Source organism: Microbacterium sp. MAH-37 (assembly GCF_009758255.1).
Classification (GTDB): domain Bacteria; phylum Actinomycetota; class Actinomycetes; order Actinomycetales; family Microbacteriaceae; genus Microbacterium.
The window spans coordinates 136,309-153,070 of the sequence record NZ_WSEN01000003.1 but is presented as its reverse complement, the minus strand read 5'-3'; the positions used below and the strand labels follow the sequence as shown (position 1 = coordinate 153,070).

The window sequence follows — 16,762 nt, the reverse complement described above, 5'->3', positions numbered from 1 at the left end:
CGCATGATCCTACGGGGATACGGGAGAATGGACACATGACCGTCTCCCTGCTCGGCGCCGCCGACATCCGCCGTCTCGCCGCAGAGCTCGACGTCACACCCACCAAGAAACTTGGGCAGAACTTCGTCGTGGACGCCAACACCGTGCGCAAGATCGTGCACGCCGCAGGTGTCCAGGCAGGGGAGCGGGTCGTGGAGATCGGCCCCGGACTGGGGTCGCTGACCCTCGCGGTGCTCGAGACCGGGGCATCCGTCACCGCCGTCGAGATCGACCACCGCCTCGCCGAGCGGCTGCCGCAGACAGCGCGCGAGCAGGGGGTTCCCAACGGTGCGCTCACCGTCGTCGATGCGGACGCGATGCGCGTGACCGAGCTGCCGGGCGACCCCGAGGTGCTCGTCGCGAACCTGCCGTACAACGTGTCCGTCCCGGTGCTGCTGCACTTCCTCGAGACCTTCCCCGGTATCACCCGCGGCGTGGTGATGGTGCAGGCCGAGGTCGCCGAACGCCTCGCGGCGAAGCCCGGATCGAAGATCTACGGCACCCCTAGCGTCAAGGCCGCCTGGTACGGACCGTGGAACCTGCGCGGCACGGTGTCGCGTCAGGTGTTCTGGCCCGTACCGAACGTCGACAGCCTGCTGGTCGGCTTCGAGAGGGACGCCGAGCCGCGCGGCTCGGAGGACGAGCGCAGGCGCACCTTCGAGATCGTGGACGCCGCATTCAACCAGCGCCGCAAGATGCTGCGGCAGGCGCTGTCCGGCCTGTTCGGCAGCTCTGCCGAGGCATCCGCCGTTCTGGAATCCGCCGGCGTCGCCCCCACCGCCCGCGGCGAGGACCTCACGGTCGACGACTACCACCGCGTCGCGCTCGCCGCCGGCTGAGGCCGCCTTCATCGAGCCGGTAATCTGGCGGGATGACCGAGCCGCGAATGCTCCCGCGCACCACCGACCTGCACCGCCCGTACACGGCGGATCCGGAACGCTACAACCGGGTGGGCTACCGCCAGGTCGGCACCTCCGGCCTGTATCTGCCGCCGATCTCGCTGGGTCTGTGGTGGAACTTCGGCGACAACATCCCGCTCGACAACCAGCGCGCCCTGCTGCGTCACGCGTTCGACAGCGGCATCACGCACTTCGACCTGGCCAACAACTACGGCCCGCCGCCCGGTTCTGCCGAGAAGAACTTCGGCCGCATCCTCGCCGAGGACCTGCGCCCGTATCGGGACGAACTGATCATCTCGTCGAAGGCGGGCTGGGACATGTGGCAGGGCCCGTACGGGTACCTCGGCAGCCGCAAGTACATCATCGCCAGCGCCGAGCAGTCCCTGACCCGGATGGGCCTGGACTACGTCGACATCTTCTACTCGCATCGTGTCGACCCCGACACCCCGGTGGAGGAGACCGTCGGTGCCTTGGACGCGCTGGTACGCCAGGGCAAGGCACTCTATGTGGGTATCTCGTCGTACTCCGCGGAGCGCACCGAGGCGGCGATGGCCGTCGCTCGTGAGCTGGGCACGCCGCTGGTCATCCACCAGCCGTCCTACTCGATCCTGAACCGCTGGATCGAGGACGGTCTCACCGACACGCTGCGCAGCGAGGGACTCGGAGCGATCGCGTTCACGCCGCTCGCGCAGGGCCTCCTGACGGGGAAGTACCTCGCCGATGGCACGGCGGAGCGCGCGCAGAAGCGCGGCTCGCTGCCAGATGCTCCGCTCTCCGCCCAGGGACTCACGGTGCTGCGTGAGCTGAACGACGTCGCGCAGCAGCGCGGTCAGAGCCTGGCTCAGATGGCCATCCAGTGGACCCTCCGCGACCCGGTCGTCGCCTCGGCGCTGATCGGTGCCTCGCGTCCGGAGCAGCTCGACGAGAACCTGGCGGCGGTCGACGGCGCCGCATTCAGCGCCGAGGAGCTGGCGCGCATCGACGCCGTCGCGGGCCGCGTCGACGTGAACCTGTGGTCCACGTCCTCGGATCTGTGAGCGCCCGATGAGCTTCGCTGAGCGCTCGGATGCCGTGCACGTGCGCGCCCCGGGAAAGATCAACATCTATCTGGGAGTCGGCGCCCGTCGCGAGGACGGATACCACGCTCTCGCGACCGTCTTCCAGGCGGTCTCGCTGTACGAGGACGTCTACGCGGCACCGGCATCCGACTTCTCGTTGACCGTGTCGGGCGACGTCGACGCGGGCGGCGTGCCGCTCGACGACCGCAACCTCGCGATGCGTGCGGCGAAGCTCGTCGCGCAGGCGGCCGGCGTCGACGAGGGTGTGGCGCTGCACCTGCGCAAGAGCGTGCCGGTCGCCGGCGGCATGGGCGGGGGATCGGCGGATGCCGCAGCCGCACTGGTCGCCTGCGACGCGCTCTGGGGCACTGAGCTGGGCCCGCACGTCCTGCACGACCTGGCATCCCGCCTGGGCGCCGATGTGCCGTTCGCGCTGCACGGCGGGACCGCCGTCGGCACCGGGCGCGGCGAGCAGCTGACTCCGGCACTCGCACCAGGCCGTTTCGACTGGGTGCTGGTGCCCAGCGACGAGGGACTCTCCACTCCGGCGATCTACGGTCGGCTCGACGAGCAGCGCGCGGCCGTCGGCGCCCTCGCCGACGACCCGCCCATGTCCCTCGACGTCCCCGTCGCCGTGCTGCAGGCGCTGCGCGCGGGCGATCCGCTCGCACTGGCGCCCGGCATGATCAACGACCTGGAGTCGGCCGCAGTGGCGGAGCGTCCCGAGCTCGACCACATCCTCGCCGAGGGCGTGCGCGCCGGCGCGCTGACGGGCATCGTCTCGGGTTCGGGCCCGACGATCGCCTTCCTGTGCGCGGGCCCCGAGGCGGCACGCGCCGTGCAGGATGAACTGCTCGCGATCGGCCGGGAGGCCCTGCACGTGCACGGCGCCGTCCCGGGCGCCCGCATCATGTCCTGATCCCGGAGGTGCGCTCTCGCGGCGAGCGCGACATAATGGAGCAGTCCATGTGACCGTGCACATCGAGGAGGACGAGCCATGTCGGCCGATCGTGCGCGCGCACCGAGCATCCGCGATGTGGCGCGTCTGGCCGGCGTCTCCCATCAGACCGTGTCGAGGGTGCTGAACGACCACCACAGCATCAGGCCGGAGACGAAGGCGAAGGTGCTGGACGCGATCGCCGTCCTCGACTACCGTCCCAATCTCGCGGCGCGCGCCCTCGTGACCAGCCGGTCGAACACCCTCGGGATCCTCTCCGCGACGATAGGCGAATTCGGGCCGGCGTCCTCGATCGCCGGCATCGAGGAGGCTGCTCGGGCGGAGGGATACTCGGTGTCCACGCTCAACCTGCCGGCGACGACGCCCGAGGCGATCGGCGCGGCGGTGCGGCAGTTGGTGCGCGAGCACGTCGACGGCATCATCGTCCTGGCTCCGCAGGTGCGGGTCTTCCATGTCCTGAGGGGCATGAACTCGGCCGTGCCGTTCGTGACGCTGCAGACGGCGTCCGGTTTCGACGGGGTGAGTCTGGCCGCGGACCAGGTCGCGGGTGCGCGCCGGGTGACCGAGCATCTGATCGGCCTCGGTCATGTCGACATCCTGCATCTGGCTGGTCCGCAGGACTGGATCGAGGCGGAGTCGCGGATGCGGGGATACCTCGAGGCGCTGCTGGATGCGGACCTGCCCACGATCCCGCCCGTCCGTGGCGACTGGACCGCCGACTTCGGACGGTTCGCGGGCGAGGAGCTCGCGCGGCGGCGGGATTTCACCGCGGTCTTCGCCGCGAACGACCTGATGGCGATCGGGCTCATGCACGGGTTCCGGTCGTCCGGGCTGCGGGTCCCCGAGGACGTCAGCGTCGTCGGCTTCGACGACATCCCCGTCGCCGCGCACGTGTTCCCGACGCTCACGACAGTGCATCAGGACTTCCCTGCTCTGGGCCGTCGCGCCGTGCAGCTGCTGCTGGCCGAGATCCGCGGAGAGGCGCCGCCGCAGTTCGGTCCGCTGGAGTCCGTGCTGCGCGTACGCCAGTCGGCCATCGCCCGCTGAGCGCGACGAGGAATCTCGGCGCTTGACATTCCGTGGAGCGCGTTGCACCATGAGTCTTGCAAATGTGAACGGTCACATTGGGTGACCGCCCTGTATCGAGGAAGATCCGTGAGCACCACAGCAGCAATGCCGGCCGTGTCCGGCCCCATCCTGGAGATGCGCAGCATCACCAAGGAGTTCCCGGGAGTCAAAGCTCTGTCCGACGTCTCGATCACCGTCCGCCCCGGCGAGATCCACGCGATCTGCGGCGAGAACGGCGCCGGCAAGTCGACCCTGATGAAGGTGCTGTCGGGGGTCTACCCGTACGGCTCGTACACCGGCGACATCCTGCTCTACGGTCAGGAGCAGCGGTTCAAGGACATCCCCGCCAGCGAGCAGGCCGGGATCGCGATCATCCACCAGGAGCTGGCGCTCATCCCCGAGCTGTCCGTCACTGAGAACATCTTCCTCGGCAACGAGATCGAGCACGGCGGACGGATCGACTGGACCGCGCAGAAGCAGCGCGCCGTCGAGCTGATGGCACGGGTCGGACTCGACGAGGACCCCGACATCGCGATCAAGCACCTCGGCGTCGGCAAGCAGCAGCTCATCGAGATCGCCAAGGCGCTCAACAAGGACGTGCGGCTGCTCATCCTCGACGAGCCGACCGCCGCGCTCAACGAGAACGACTCGCAGCACCTGCTCGATCTGATCCTCGGGCTGAAGGCCAAGGGGATCACCTCGATCATGATCAGCCACAAGCTCAACGAGATCGAGCGGGTGGCCGACGAGATCACGATCATCCGCGACGGGCGCACGATCGAGACCCTCGACGTCACCAGGGGCGAGATCAACGAGGACCGCATCATCCGCGGGATGGTCGGCCGCTCCCTGGAGAGCCGCTACCCCGACCGCACCCCCGACATCGGCGAGGTCTTCTTCGAGGTGAAGGACTGGTGGGTGCGGCACCCGACGGTGTCCGAGCGCATGGTCGCGAAGGGCTCGAACATCGAGGTGCGGCGCGGCGAGGTGGTCGGCATCGCCGGCCTCATGGGCGCGGGACGCACCGAGCTCGCGATGAGCATCTTCGGCAGGTCGTACGGCATCTACGAGTCCGGCACGATCGTGAAGGACGGTGAGATCGTCGAGCTTTCGGATGTCGCCGCGGCGATCGATCACGGGCTCGCCTACGTCAGCGAGGACCGAAAGGTGCTCGGGCTCAACCTGCTCGACACCATCAAGCGCTCGATCGTCGCGGCGAAGCTGTCGAAGATCGCCACGAGGGGCGTCGTCGACGAGCGGGCCGAGATGGCGGTCGCCGAGAAGTACCGCAAGTCGCTGCGCATCAAGGCCCCGACGGTCGAGGAGGGAGTAGCGAAACTGTCCGGCGGCAACCAGCAGAAGGTCGTGCTGGCGAAGTGGATGTTCACGGATCCCGATCTGCTGATCCTCGACGAACCGACCCGAGGCATCGACGTCGGTGCGAAGTACGAGATCTACTCGATCATCAACGAACTCGCGGCCGCGGGCAAAGGCGTGATCGTCATCTCCAGCGAACTGCCCGAGCTGCTCGGGATCACCGACCGCATCTACACCGTCTTCGAGGGGCGCGTCACGGACTGCGTCCCCTCCGACCAGGCCACTCCGGAGGCGCTCATGCGCAGCATGACCTCCACGAACCAGAAAGCACAGGCATGAGCACCGACACCACCACAGAGCGGGCCGGCTTCCATTTCGGCGACATCCGCAAGATGTTCGGCGGGGGACAGTCCAAGATGCGCCAGTTCGGCATCCTCGGCAGCCTGCTCGTCATCATCGTGCTGTTCCAGATCCTCACCGGAGGGCTCACGCTCTCATCGGGGAATCTGATCAACGTCGTCAACCAGTACTCGTACATCCTGATCCTGGCGATCGGCATGGTGATGGTCATCATCATGGGGCACATCGACCTGTCGGTCGGCTCGGTCGCCGCCGTGGTCGGCATCATCGTCGCCAAGGCCATGGCGGACTGGAATCTGCACTGGGGACTGGCGATCGTCCTCGGTCTGGCCGTCGGCGTCGTCATCGGAGCGGTGCAGGGCACGTGGGTCGCGTACGTCGGCGTCCCCGCGTTCATCGTCACCCTGGCCGGCATGCTGTTCTTCCGCGGGGCGAACCAGTTCATCGGGCAGTCGACCACCGTCGCCGTGCCCAAGCCGTTCACGTTCATCGGCGCGGGGTACCTGCCCGAGCTGCCTGTACCCGTGCCGTTCAACGTGCTGACGATGGTGCTCGCGCTGATCGCCGTCGCCTGGCTGGTCGTGCACGAGGCCCGGATGCGGCGCGCGCAGCGTCAGACCGGATCGGAGATGGCGCCCGCCTGGGTCAGCGCGACCAAGGTCGTGCTGCTGTCCGCCGTGATCCTCATCGCCGGATGGCTGTTCGCCACCGGACGCGAGGGCACGAGTTTCCCGATCTCGGGCGTCATCCTGGTGGCCCTGGTCATCCTGTACTCGTTCATCACCCGCAACACCGTGTTCGGCCGCCACATCTACGCGGTCGGCGGCAACCGCCAGGCGGCACGACTCTCGGGCGTGAAGGATCGCTGGGTCGACTTCTTCGTCATGATGAACATGTCGGTGCTGGCGTCGCTGGCGGGCATGCTCTACGTCGCAAGGGCGACCGCCTCCGGTCCGCAGGACGGCAACGGCTGGGAGCTGGACGCCATCGCCGCGGTCTTCATCGGCGGCGCGGCCGTCTCAGGCGGCATCGGCACCGTGATCGGGTCGATCATCGGCGGCCTGGTGATGGCCTTCCTGAACAACGGCCTGGCGCTGCTCGGCGCCGGTGCCGACGTCGTCGCGATGATCAAGGGAGCCGTTCTCGTGGTGGCCGTCGGCATCGACGTGCTGAACAAGCAGCAGGGCAGGCCGTCGATCACCGGGCTCATCTCCCGCAAGTTCTTCCGAAAGGAGCCGGAGCCCTTCCAATCATCCGCCGCCGGGTCGGCGAGCGGAAAGTAGGGGACCCCGAGCACCGCGGGGTTCACGACAACAGAGAAAGAGATCACATGAAGAAGCTGATTCTCACGGCGACAGCGATCGTCGCCGTTGGCGCATTCGCGCTGACCGGATGCTCCTCCGAGCGCACCGGTGGATCCGATGGCGGATCCGACAGCGGCGACAAGGCCGGTTTCGCCGCGGACGCCACCATCGGCGTCGCACTGCCCGACAAGACCAGCGAGAACTGGGTGCTCGCCGGTGATCTGTTCAAGAGCGGTCTCGAGGACGCCGGGTTCAAGGCGAACGTGCAGTACGCGCCCGCGACCAACACCGTCGCCGAGCAGCAGAACCAGATCCAGGCGATGGTCACCGGTGGCGCCAAGGTCATCATCATCGGCGCGAAGGACGGCAAGCAGCTCGCCACGCAGGTGGAAGCTGCTCGCGAGGCGGGCGCGTACGTGATCGCGTACGACCGTCTGATCGAGAACACCGAGGCCGTCGACTACTACGTGGCGTTCGACAACTTCAAGGTCGGTGAGTTGCAGGGCCAGGCACTGCTCGATGGGCTGGAGGAGCGTGCGGGCCACGAAGCGCCGTACAACATCGAGCTGTTCTCCGGGTCGCCCGACGACGCCAACTCGAAGGTGTTCTTCGATGGCGCCATGAAGGTGCTGCAGCCGAAGATCGATGACGGCACGCTCAAGGTGCTTTCGGGTCAGACCGACATCGCGCAGACGGCGACCGAGGGCTGGAAGGCCGAGAACGCCCAGCGCCGGATGGACTCCATCCTCACCTCGACCTACAGCTCCGCCACCATCGACGGCGTGCTGTCGCCGAACGACACCCTGGCGCGCGCCATCATCACCTCGGTGCAGCAGGCCGGGAAGCCCGTCCCCGTGGTCACCGGCCAGGACTCCGAGGTCGAATCGGTGAAGTCGATCATGGAGGGCGTGCAGTACTCCACGATCAACAAGGACACCACGCTGCTGGTGCAGCAGGCCATCAAGATGGTCGGCCAGCTGCAGAAGGGCGAGGACGTCGACGTCAACGACACCGATCAGTACGACAACGGCGTGAAGGTCGTCCCGGCGTACCTGCTGCCCCCGGTCATCGTCACGAAGGACAACGCCGCCGAGGCGTACAAGAACGTGCCGAGCCTGGAGAAGGTCGTCGAATCCTACGAGTGATCTGCCGACACTCGCCACGCCGAAGCGGGCCGTCCTCGGGCGGCCCGCTTCCGCGTGCGAGCCCGAGTGCGGGGCGAGCGGCTCAGAGCCCGCGCATCCGCGCGTGCAGCGCCCTCACCTCGTCGGCGAACTCCTCGACGGGGCCGGCGACCTCGACGCCGGGCGCCACGGCGCTGATCGGCAGCGGGGAGACCGGACCGGACGGAACGCCCCACTCGGCGAGCCAGCCGACCAGCTGCACCGTGCCGGTGGCGTAGACGATGCGGCCGAGGCCGACCCAGGCGTGCGCGGCCGAGCACATCGGGCAGTGCTCGCCGGAGGTGAAGGTCACCGCGGAGGCGCGCTGCTCCGGTGGGAGGTTCTCGGCCGCCCAGCGCGCGATCTCGAACTCCGGATGCCGGGTGGCGTCGCCCTCCTTCACGCGGTTGCGGTCCTCGAAGAGCACGTTCCCCGCCGCGTCGACGATGAGCGACCCGAACGGCTCGTCGCCGTCGTCCAGCGCCTCGGCGGCGAGGTCGACGCATCGGCGCAGCAGGGCGGACTCGGTCTCAGTGGGGGAGTAGTACGCGGTCATGCTCCGAGCGTAGTCACACCCGCCCGGCACTAGCCTTGTAGGGACATGGCACATCTCCTCGGGGCCGAAGGCCTGCATCTCGAGTACCCCACCCGCGTCGTCTTCGACTCCGTCACGCTCGGCGTGGAGGAGGGCGATCGCATCGGCATCGTGGGTCGCAACGGCGACGGCAAGTCGAGTCTGCTCGGCATGCTCGCAGGTCTCCGCGAACCGGATGCCGGTCGCGTGACGGTCCGCGGCGGGACGACCATCGGCCGCCTCGATCAGGCGGACACCCTCGACGACGCGCTCACGGTGGGCACGGCAGTCGTCGGGGACACCCCGGAGCACGAGTGGGCGGGGGACGCCCGCATCCGCGACGTGATCTCCGGACTCGTGGCCGACCTCGGCTGGGACACCCCGGTCGCCTCGCTCAGCGGCGGACAGCGCCGCCGCGTGTCGCTCGCGACGCTGCTGGCCGGGGACTGGGACGTGCTCTTCCTCGACGAGCCGACGAACCACCTCGACGTCGAGGCCATCACCTGGCTGGCCGGGCACCTCAAGAACCGCTGGGCGAAGAACGCCGGCGCGCTCCTGGTGGTGACCCACGACCGGTGGTTCCTCGACGAGGTCTGCAACGCCACCTGGGAGGTGCACGACCGCATCGTCGAACCGTTCGAGGGCGGCTACGCCGCCTACATCCTGCAGCGCGTGGAGCGCGACCGCATGGCCGCGGCATCCGAGGCGAAGCGCCAGAACCTGGCGCGCAAGGAGCTCGCCTGGCTGCGCCGCGGCGCGCCGGCGCGCACGAGCAAGCCGAAGTTCCGCATCGACGCCGCCAATGAGCTGATCGCCGACGTGCCGCCGATCCGCGATTCCGTGTCGCTGCAGTCGCTCGCCGTCTCGCGGCTGGGCAAGGACGTCGTCGATCTGCTGGATGCCGGGGTCTCCTACCCTTCGTCAGGCTCAGGGACCGCGGCGAAAGAGGTGCTGAAGGACGTCGAGTGGCGCATCGCGCCTGGTGAACGCACCGGCATCCTCGGTGTGAACGGCGCGGGCAAGTCCACGCTGCTCGGCCTCATCTCGGGTACGGTGCAGCCGACCAGCGGACGGGTGAAGCACGGCAAGACCGTGCAGGTGCGCACGCTCACACAGCGTCTCGACGAGCTCGACCAGCACTGGAATGACCCGGTGCGCACCGTGATCAACGGCCTTCGGACCTCGTACACGTTCGGCACCGGCTCGAAGGCGCAGGATCTGACGCCCGGGCAGCTGCTCGAGCGGCTCGGCTTCACCTCCGCGCAGCTGTCGACCCCGGTGAAGGATCTCTCCGGCGGTCAGCAGCGCCGGCTGCAGCTGCTGCTCGTGCTGCTCGACCAGCCCAACGTGCTGATCCTCGACGAGCCGACGAACGACATGGACACGGACATGCTCGCCGCGATCGAGGACCTCCTCGACTCGTGGCCGGGCACCCTGCTCGTCGTCAGTCACGACCGGTACTTCCTGGAACGGGTCACCGACCAGCAGTACGCCATCCTCGACAGGCACCTCCGGCACCTCCCGGGCGGCGTGGACGAGTACCTGCGGCTGCGCGCCGCGCAGGGGCGGGCGGATGCCTCGGCCCCGGCCGCCCCCGCCGCAGCGACTGCCCCGGGGCTCGACGGTGCCGCCCGCCGCACTGCCGAGAAGGAGCTCGCCGCCCTCGAGCGCAAGATGCAGAAGCTGAACGGCGACATCGACAGGGCCAAGCACGCCCTCGCCGATCACGACCAGTCCGACTACGCCGGTCTCGGCGAGAAGATGAAGGCCATCCAGGCACAGCAGGACGAGGTGGAGGAGCTCGAGCTGCGCTGGTTCGAGCTCACGGAGCAGCTCGGCTGAGCGCCCTCACGAGGTCTGGGCCGCGTACGCGATCAGCAGCATCGTCACGAGGAATCCGCAGAGGTAGTTGATCCACAGGAACCGCCGCCAGCCCCGATTCGCGTTTGCCGAGTCCTGGTCGCTCACGCCGGCGTACGGCGCAGCGGCGAGAAGGTAGGGAACGGCGAGCACCGCGGCCAGCGCGCCTGGCCATCCGGTCATGAGCATCAGGAGCCCCGCGGCGGTCCAGCAGGCGAGCGCGAAGCGCACCGTGCGCGCGGCACCGAGCACGGTGCCGATGGAGGCGATGCCGGCTTCCCGGTCGGGAACGATGTCCTGCACGGCCCCGAAGGCGTGACTGGCCATGCCCCAGAGGAAGAACGCACTGAGGACGGCGACGAGACCCCACGTGAAGTCGCCGCCGGCGAGCACCACGCCGTAGACGGCAGGGCTCACGAAATGCGTGCTGGACGTCGCGGAGTCGAGGCCCGGCACCTCCTTGAACCGCAGCGGCGGCGCGGAGTAGGCCACGACGGCGAAGAGACTGACCGCGAGGACGAGCCAGGAGAGCGGCGATCCCATCGCGACGAGCGCGACGACGAACGGCAGGCACAGCACCGCGGAGGCGATCAGGACGCCCCGGTGCCGCGACGCCGGAAGCAGCGCTCCTTCCACCCCGCCCTTGCGGGGGTTGGCGAGATCCGATTCGTGGTCGAAGACGTCATTGATGCCGTACATCGCGAGGTTGTAGGGCACGAGGAAGAACAGCGTCCCGATGATCAGCGCCGCGTCCAGCTCCCGCGCCGTGAGGAGGTAGGCGGCGGCGAACGGGTAGCCGGTGTTGATCCAGCTGAGCGGGCGGGAGACGGCGAACAGGTCACGGATCATCGTGCCTCCTCAATGCTCCCCAGAGGGCGGGGAGCAGGATCACGGCGGCCAAGGGATAGGCGAAGTCCTCGATCGGCGCCGCGCCGAGCGTCAGCCCCGAGACCCGCTGGTCCTCGGCGTAGGCGAACAGGCCGGCGGCGATCATCAGATTGTCGAAGACGGCGGTGAGGGCGACGAGTGCCGCGGCGGTGATCGCCAGTGCCGCGACCGACAGCACACGCCGACGGCGGGTGGTAACGGCGACCGCTGCCGCCGCAGCGAGGAAACCCGCGCAGAGCAGAAGGTAGGTCATCGCGGGCTCCGCCGGTGATCGAAGACGCGCTGGATGCCGCAGGCGAGGGTCATCGTCAGCTGGCAGAGGAACAGGAGGAAGAGCGGCTCCTCCAGAGGCAGCTCGGGCGCCAGGAGGACGCCTGTCGAGTAGGGGTTCTCGCCGCGGAAGAAGATCCCCAGCGCGATGCCTGCGGCGTCCCAGAGCAGGAGGAAGGCGACGCCGATGCCGAGGACGATCGCCGCGCGAACCGGATCGCGTCCGAGGAAGAGCCGGTGCCGCAGGTCGACCACCACCGCACCGGCGAGCGAGACCAGCAGCAGCACGAGGTAGAGCGCGTTCACAGCGGCTCCGGGAGCGGGGCCGCCGTGCGGTCGCCGCGCAGCCGCTTGAGCACCAGCTCGGCACTGATCAGGCACATCGGCAGCCCGATGCCCGGAATGGTCGAAGCTCCCGCGAGCAGCAGCCCCTTGACCCGAGGGGAGGCGTTCCTGCCTCGGAGCACGGCACTCTGACGCAGCGTGTGAGCCGGGCCGAGCGCCCCGCCTCGCCAGGCGCCGAACTCGCGTTCGAAATCGGCCGGGCCGACGCTGCGCCGCACGACGACGCGCTCACGGAGATCGGGGATCCCGCACCACGCGGCGATCTGGTCGATGGCGGAGTCGACCGCACGTTCCACGGCCGGTGATCCCGCTCCGTCGATGCCTCCGGCGCCGAGGGCGGGATCCGCGGGCACGGGCACCAGGACGAAGAGGTTCTCGTGCCCGGAAGGGGCCACATCGTCAGAAGCGCTGGGACGGCAGACGTACAGCGACGCCGGGTCGGGCACGCGCGGACGATCTCCGTAGATCGCGTCGAATCCGGCCTCCCAGCCGTCCGCGAACAGCAGGGTGTGGTGGGCGAGCTGCGGCAGCTCCCCCCGGACGCCGAGCATCGCGAGCACGGCGCCGGGTCCTGGGTCGCGACGGCGCCACCAGCGCTCGGATCGGCTCCGATGCTCGGGAGCGAGCAGCTCCCGCTCCGTCACGCGGAGATCGGCCGTGGACACGACGACGTCCGCTGGGAGCACCTCGACGCCGTCGGCCGACTCGACCTCCACGCCGGTCGCGGAGCCGTCCTCCACGAGGATCCGCCTTGCCCGCGTCCCGGTCCTCAGCGTCGCTCCGCGTCCGGCAGCGAGTGCGGCGATCGCGTCGATCACCGCGCCGAGACCGCCGCGCGGGTAGAGCACGCCCTGTCCGATGTCGAGGTGGCTCATCAAGTGGTACATGCTCGGCGCCTGTGCCGGGGAGGTGCCCAGGAAGACGGCGGGATACCCCAGGATGCGCTGCACGCGGGGATCTGGCGAACTGCGCCGGATCATCCGGTCCAGGGGCTCCCCGAGAAGCCGGGCGAGCCGGGGGAGGCGACGGAGGAGTGCGGGGTCCAGGAAGGGACGGAAGGACTCGTAGCTGCTGTAGAGGAACGACGACGTGGCCAGGGAGTACGTCTCCGCGGCCGATGACATGTACTCGGAGAGCCGTTTCCCGGATGGCGGATCCAAGGCGGTCAGCGCGGCCAGCGCATCGTCAGCCGGAAGGTCGAAGGGCGTGGGATCCCCCTCGAAGTACACGCGATACGCGGGATCGAGGCGGACCAGGTCCAGCTGCTCCGCGGCGGACGTGCCGAGCAGGCGGAAGAAGTGGTCGAACACCTCGGGCATGAGGTACCACGACGGACCGGTGTCGAAGACGAACCCCTCGGCCGCCCAGCGACCGGCTCTTCCGCCGAGCTCATCCCGTGCCTCGACCAGGGTCACCTCCAGTCCCTCGTCGGCCAGCAGCGCTGCGGTGGCGAGTCCGGCGATGCCTCCGCCGATGACCACGGCGCGCTCCGCCGCCCTCACCCTCGCACCTGCCCGAGCGCCGCCCCCGACACCAGTCGCAGCTTCACGCCCATCGGCACGGACACGCGCTCGCGTCTCAGCTGATCGACCGGCGTGGTCCTGAGCTGTTCGTTGAGCCGTCCGAAGAGTGCGGCGGCTGCTGCCGTGGCGCGGCGGGAGCGCGGCGGGAGACGGCGGATGGCGGACCGCGCCGCGGCGAGGTCCTCGGCGATCTCGTCGACCAGGGCGATCTTGTCCACCTCGGCGAGCACGCCCGCGCGGGTCCCGGGGATGTACTGGCGGCCGAGCGTGTCGACGTCCTCGGCGAGGTCGCGCAGGAAGTTCACCTTCTGGAAGGCTGCACCGAGCCTGCGGGCGCCCTCCTCCAGATGCTCGTCGATCGTGACACCGGGTGCCTCACGCGCGAAGACGCGCAGGCACATGGATCCGACGACCTCGGCGGATCCGTGCACGTAGCGCCGGAACGTCTCGCGGTCCAGGGTGAACGGATCGAGGTCCATCCGCATCGACGCGAAGAAGGGTCGCAGCAGTTCTGCGTCGATCCCCGTCTGACGCGCGGTGACCGCGAACGCGTGCACGACGACGTTCGCGCTGAAGCCGCGAGAGAGTGCTGCGAGCGTCTCCTGCTCGAGATCGTCGAGGATCCGGCGGGTCATGGCCGTGTCGAGACCGGCCTCGGCGGCGGGACCGTCGACGATCTCGTCGGCGATGCGGACCAGCCCGTAGACATCGGCGATGCCCTGACGGACACCCCGGGGGAGGAGGCGGCTGGCCATCCCGAACGACGTCGAATAGGAGCGGATGATGCGCAGAGACGACGACCGCGCGGTGGTCGTGTACAGGGTGAGACCCTCGGGTCTGGTCATGACTGGCGCTCCGCGCACATCGTGGCGATGTCGGACAGGGCGTCCTGCAGCGCAACGGGCACCGGGGCGAGGTCGATCTCGCGCCGTGTCCTGTCGAGCCCCTCGGTGACGGCCGCCTGCATCCGATCGGCGGCGCCCGAGGCGATGAGCGCGTCGCGCAGCCGGGCGGCGTCGGTCTCGTCGAGGGGGACACGGCCGAAGAGATGTCGTACCTCGTGCCACTCCGGCGTCTGCTCGGCGTAGGCGATCAGCAGTGTGCGCTTGCCCTCACGAAGATCGCCTGTGATCGACTTGCCGGTGCGTGACTCGGCTCCGAAGACTCCGAGGACGTCGTCGCGCAGCTGGTAGAGGACGCCGAGTTCGCTGCCGATCCGCTGCAGGGCCGCTACCGCGTCGGAGCCCGCTCCGGCGATGATCGCGCCGGCGCGAAGCGGGGCGGCGCAGGAGTACGTCGCCGTCTTCTGCGCCATCGTGAGGATGATGTCGGCGGATGACGGCGAGGTCATTCCTCGTGCCGCGCCCACGTCCGCGTGCTCCCCGGCGACGGCGTCGAAGAGCGCATCGTCGATCGTGCGGTGCATCTCGACGGCGATCGTGCCGGGCAGCTCGGACACGAGCGCATGCGCGCCACTGATGAGGAGGTCGCCGGCGAGCATCGCCGACGCCGTACCCCAGGCGGTGGCGTCCTCGAGAGGGCGACCGGCGTCGATCGCGTCCGAGGTGAAGAGCCCGGCCAGGTTCGGCCGGCCCCGGCGGATCAGATCGCCGTCCAGGACGTCGTCGTGCAGCAGGAGCGCCGTGTGCAGCAGCTCGAAGGCGGCACCGGCGGTCTCGGCCGAGCGGCGGTCACCGCCGCCGAGATGATCATGGGCCAGCAGCACCAGCCGCGACCGCAGGCGCTTGCCGCCGTCAGCCGCATCCGCGATACGCCGCCAGAGCAGGGCGTGCCCCGCGTTCCGCCTCTGAGCGTCCTCGGCGCGCACGGCGAAGAAGCGACGGATCCTCTCCTCCACGCCCGTGGTGATCTCAGGGGGCGTGGTTCTCATGCTGCGGTCCTCTGCCAGGCGCTCGCGCGGATCTCGCCGCGCGAACCGGACAGTTCCTCCGCCTGGCTCACCAGCCATGGGCTGAACGCCCAGGGGGCGGCGCGGAGGGCTGCTGCGAGATCGGCGGGTTCCACCCAGCGCAGCTCCATCGCCTCCGAGGGGACCGGAGAGGGAGCGTTCGTCGCACGAGCGGTGTACACCGGGCACACCTCGTTCTCCACCGTTCCCGAGGCGTCCACGGCGCGATAGCGGAAGTCCGGGAGCTCCAACCGGATGTCGGCGAGTTCCAGGCGGAGCTCCTCACGTGCACGGCGGATGACGGCGTCGGGGATCGGCTCGAAGGGCTCGGGATGCCCGCAGAAGGCGTTGGTCCAGGTGCCCGGCCAGGTGCGCTTGCCCAGCGCCCGCCGGGTGAGCAGCACCCGGCCGTCGTCGTCGAGGACGTGACAGGAGAAGGCGAGATGAAGCGGCGTGCTGGTGGTGTGCACCTCGTGCTTGGCCGCGACGCCACGGGGCGTGCCGTCGTCGTTGAGCAGCACGACACGTTCCGCGAGGATGGTCATATCTCTCTCCTGTCTATTTACTAGCCAAGCTAGCTTTATCTCGAAGTATATAGCCTCGGTGAGCTAAAGTCATGGACATGGCGAAGCCGATCCCGCCCAGACCTGCGCCGGTCGTGCTGCACGACCCCCGCCGTCTGGATCCGGACGAGGAGATCGTGCACCGCTCGCACCTCACTGATGACGAACTCGCGCAGGTCGTGGGAGTGCTCGATGCGATGCACCGATGGCGAGAGGCCGAGCGCGCCATGAGCGAGGAATCGCAGCGGTACATGAAGCTCGGCGAGACCGACATGCGTGCCCTCCGGCTGCTGATCGCCGCCCAGCGGCAGGAGGCCGTGGTGACGCCCGGTGACCTCGCCGCTCATCTGGGGGTGTCCACGGCGTCGGTGACGAAGCTGCTCGACCGCCTGGAGAAGGGCGGGCACATCCGCCGCCGGCCGCATCCGACGGATCGGCGCAGGCTCGCCATCGAGGTGACGGCGCGGACGCGCCGGGCAGCGAGGGAGAGCGTCGGACGCTCCCACGCCCGTCGCTTCGATGTGGTCGCCGCTCTGTCCGCCGAGCAGCGCGCCGTCGTCGCAGGATTCTTCGACGACCTCGCCGCCACCGCCGATCCGGAGGGCGAGCGGCGGCATCGGTGACGGGCTGCGCCGTGAGGGAGGCGGGAATACTCTGAGCGTGA

Annotated in this window: 17 protein-coding genes; 9 read left to right on the top strand and 8 right to left on the bottom strand. The window is 69.2% G+C overall.

The window, feature by feature from the left end; genetic code table 11:
• The first annotated feature begins 35 nt into the window (after positions 1-35).
• The 7 genes from rsmA (at position 36) to GON06_RS03080 (ending at position 8,148) form a co-directional block, all read left to right on the top strand.
• Positions 36-878, top strand: coding sequence for a 16S rRNA (adenine(1518)-N(6)/adenine(1519)-N(6))-dimethyltransferase RsmA (rsmA, locus tag GON06_RS03110; protein ID WP_157310824.1), 843 nt, complete (start codon positions 36-38; stop codon positions 876-878).
• Positions 879-910: 32 nt separating this feature from the next.
• Positions 911-1,975 carry an L-glyceraldehyde 3-phosphate reductase gene (gene mgrA / locus GON06_RS03105; protein WP_157310823.1) on the top strand — a complete coding sequence of 355 codons (1,065 nt, stop codon included), beginning with the start codon at positions 911-913 and terminating at the stop codon, positions 1,973-1,975.
• Between the two features lie 7 nt (positions 1,976-1,982).
• The gene (locus GON06_RS03100; RefSeq protein WP_157310822.1) at positions 1,983-2,915 is read left to right on the top strand and encodes a 4-(cytidine 5'-diphospho)-2-C-methyl-D-erythritol kinase; all 933 of its coding nucleotides are present in this window, start codon (positions 1,983-1,985) and stop codon (positions 2,913-2,915) included.
• A 78-nt stretch (positions 2,916-2,993) separates the two neighbouring features.
• A complete protein-coding gene (locus tag GON06_RS03095; protein ID WP_157310821.1) occupies positions 2,994-4,001 on the top strand; it encodes a LacI family DNA-binding transcriptional regulator in 1,008 nt (335 codons plus the stop codon).
• A 126-nt stretch (positions 4,002-4,127) separates the two neighbouring features.
• Positions 4,128-5,678 carry a multiple monosaccharide ABC transporter ATP-binding protein gene (gene mmsA / locus GON06_RS03090; protein ID WP_157310914.1) on the top strand — a complete coding sequence of 517 codons (1,551 nt, stop codon included), beginning with the start codon at positions 4,128-4,130 and terminating at the stop codon, positions 5,676-5,678.
• Positions 5,675-6,982, top strand: a complete 1,308-nt coding sequence (locus GON06_RS03085; protein ID WP_157310820.1) for an ABC transporter permease subunit — start codon at positions 5,675-5,677, stop codon at positions 6,980-6,982. The genes mmsA and GON06_RS03085 overlap by 4 nt, the downstream gene beginning before the upstream one ends.
• A 47-nt stretch (positions 6,983-7,029) precedes the next feature.
• Entirely contained in the window at positions 7,030-8,148 is a 1,119-nt protein-coding gene (locus GON06_RS03080) for a substrate-binding domain-containing protein (RefSeq protein WP_157310819.1), read from the top strand.
• 82 nt (positions 8,149-8,230) lie between these two features.
• Here the strand turns inward: GON06_RS03080 and GON06_RS03075 are convergent, their stop codons facing one another.
• Positions 8,231-8,722, bottom strand: coding sequence for a nucleoside deaminase (locus tag GON06_RS03075; protein WP_157310818.1), 492 nt, complete (start codon positions 8,720-8,722; stop codon positions 8,231-8,233).
• A gap of 45 nt (positions 8,723-8,767) precedes the next feature.
• Between GON06_RS03075 and GON06_RS03070 the strand changes: the two genes are divergently transcribed.
• Entirely contained in the window at positions 8,768-10,582 is a 1,815-nt protein-coding gene (locus GON06_RS03070; protein WP_157310817.1) for an ABC-F family ATP-binding cassette domain-containing protein, read from the top strand.
• A 6-nt stretch (positions 10,583-10,588) separates the two neighbouring features.
• Here GON06_RS03070 and GON06_RS03065 read toward each other — a convergent pair whose 3' ends face one another.
• The 7 genes from GON06_RS03065 to idi are packed head-to-tail and all read right to left on the bottom strand — an operon-like array spanning position 10,589 to position 16,080.
• Entirely contained in the window at positions 10,589-11,449 is an 861-nt protein-coding gene (locus GON06_RS03065; protein ID WP_157310816.1) for a prenyltransferase, read from the bottom strand.
• Positions 11,439-11,741 carry a lycopene cyclase domain-containing protein gene (locus GON06_RS03060; protein ID WP_157310815.1) on the bottom strand — a complete coding sequence of 101 codons (303 nt, stop codon included), beginning with the start codon at positions 11,739-11,741 and terminating at the stop codon, positions 11,439-11,441. The genes GON06_RS03065 and GON06_RS03060 overlap by 11 nt, the downstream gene beginning before the upstream one ends.
• Positions 11,738-12,064, bottom strand: a complete 327-nt coding sequence (locus tag GON06_RS03055; RefSeq protein ID WP_332837118.1) for a lycopene cyclase domain-containing protein — start codon at positions 12,062-12,064, stop codon at positions 11,738-11,740. The genes GON06_RS03060 and GON06_RS03055 overlap by 4 nt, the downstream gene beginning before the upstream one ends.
• On the bottom strand, positions 12,061-13,584 hold the full coding sequence (gene crtI, locus GON06_RS03050; protein ID WP_332837117.1) for a phytoene desaturase family protein: 1,524 nt from the start codon (positions 13,582-13,584) through the stop codon (positions 12,061-12,063). The genes GON06_RS03055 and crtI overlap by 4 nt, the downstream gene beginning before the upstream one ends.
• Positions 13,585-13,601: 17 nt before the next feature.
• Positions 13,602-14,471: a phytoene/squalene synthase family protein gene (locus GON06_RS03045; RefSeq protein WP_157310814.1), complete on the bottom strand. Its 870-nt coding sequence runs from the start codon at positions 14,469-14,471 to the stop codon at positions 13,602-13,604.
• Positions 14,468-15,517: a polyprenyl synthetase family protein gene (locus GON06_RS03040; RefSeq protein WP_157310813.1), complete on the bottom strand. Its 1,050-nt coding sequence runs from the start codon at positions 15,515-15,517 to the stop codon at positions 14,468-14,470. Before GON06_RS03040 ends, GON06_RS03045 begins: the two co-directional genes overlap by 4 nt.
• Positions 15,514-16,080 (bottom strand): isopentenyl-diphosphate Delta-isomerase, encoded by a 567-nt coding sequence (gene idi, locus GON06_RS03035; protein ID WP_157310812.1) that lies wholly within the window; start codon positions 16,078-16,080, stop codon positions 15,514-15,516. Before idi ends, GON06_RS03040 begins: the two co-directional genes overlap by 4 nt.
• 77 nt (positions 16,081-16,157) lie before the next feature.
• Here idi and GON06_RS03030 point away from each other — a divergent pair, with 77 nt between their 5' ends.
• Complete coding sequence (locus GON06_RS03030; protein ID WP_157310811.1) at positions 16,158-16,721, top strand: MarR family winged helix-turn-helix transcriptional regulator; 564 nt, start codon at positions 16,158-16,160, stop codon at positions 16,719-16,721.
• The last annotated feature ends 41 nt before the right edge of the window (positions 16,722-16,762 follow it).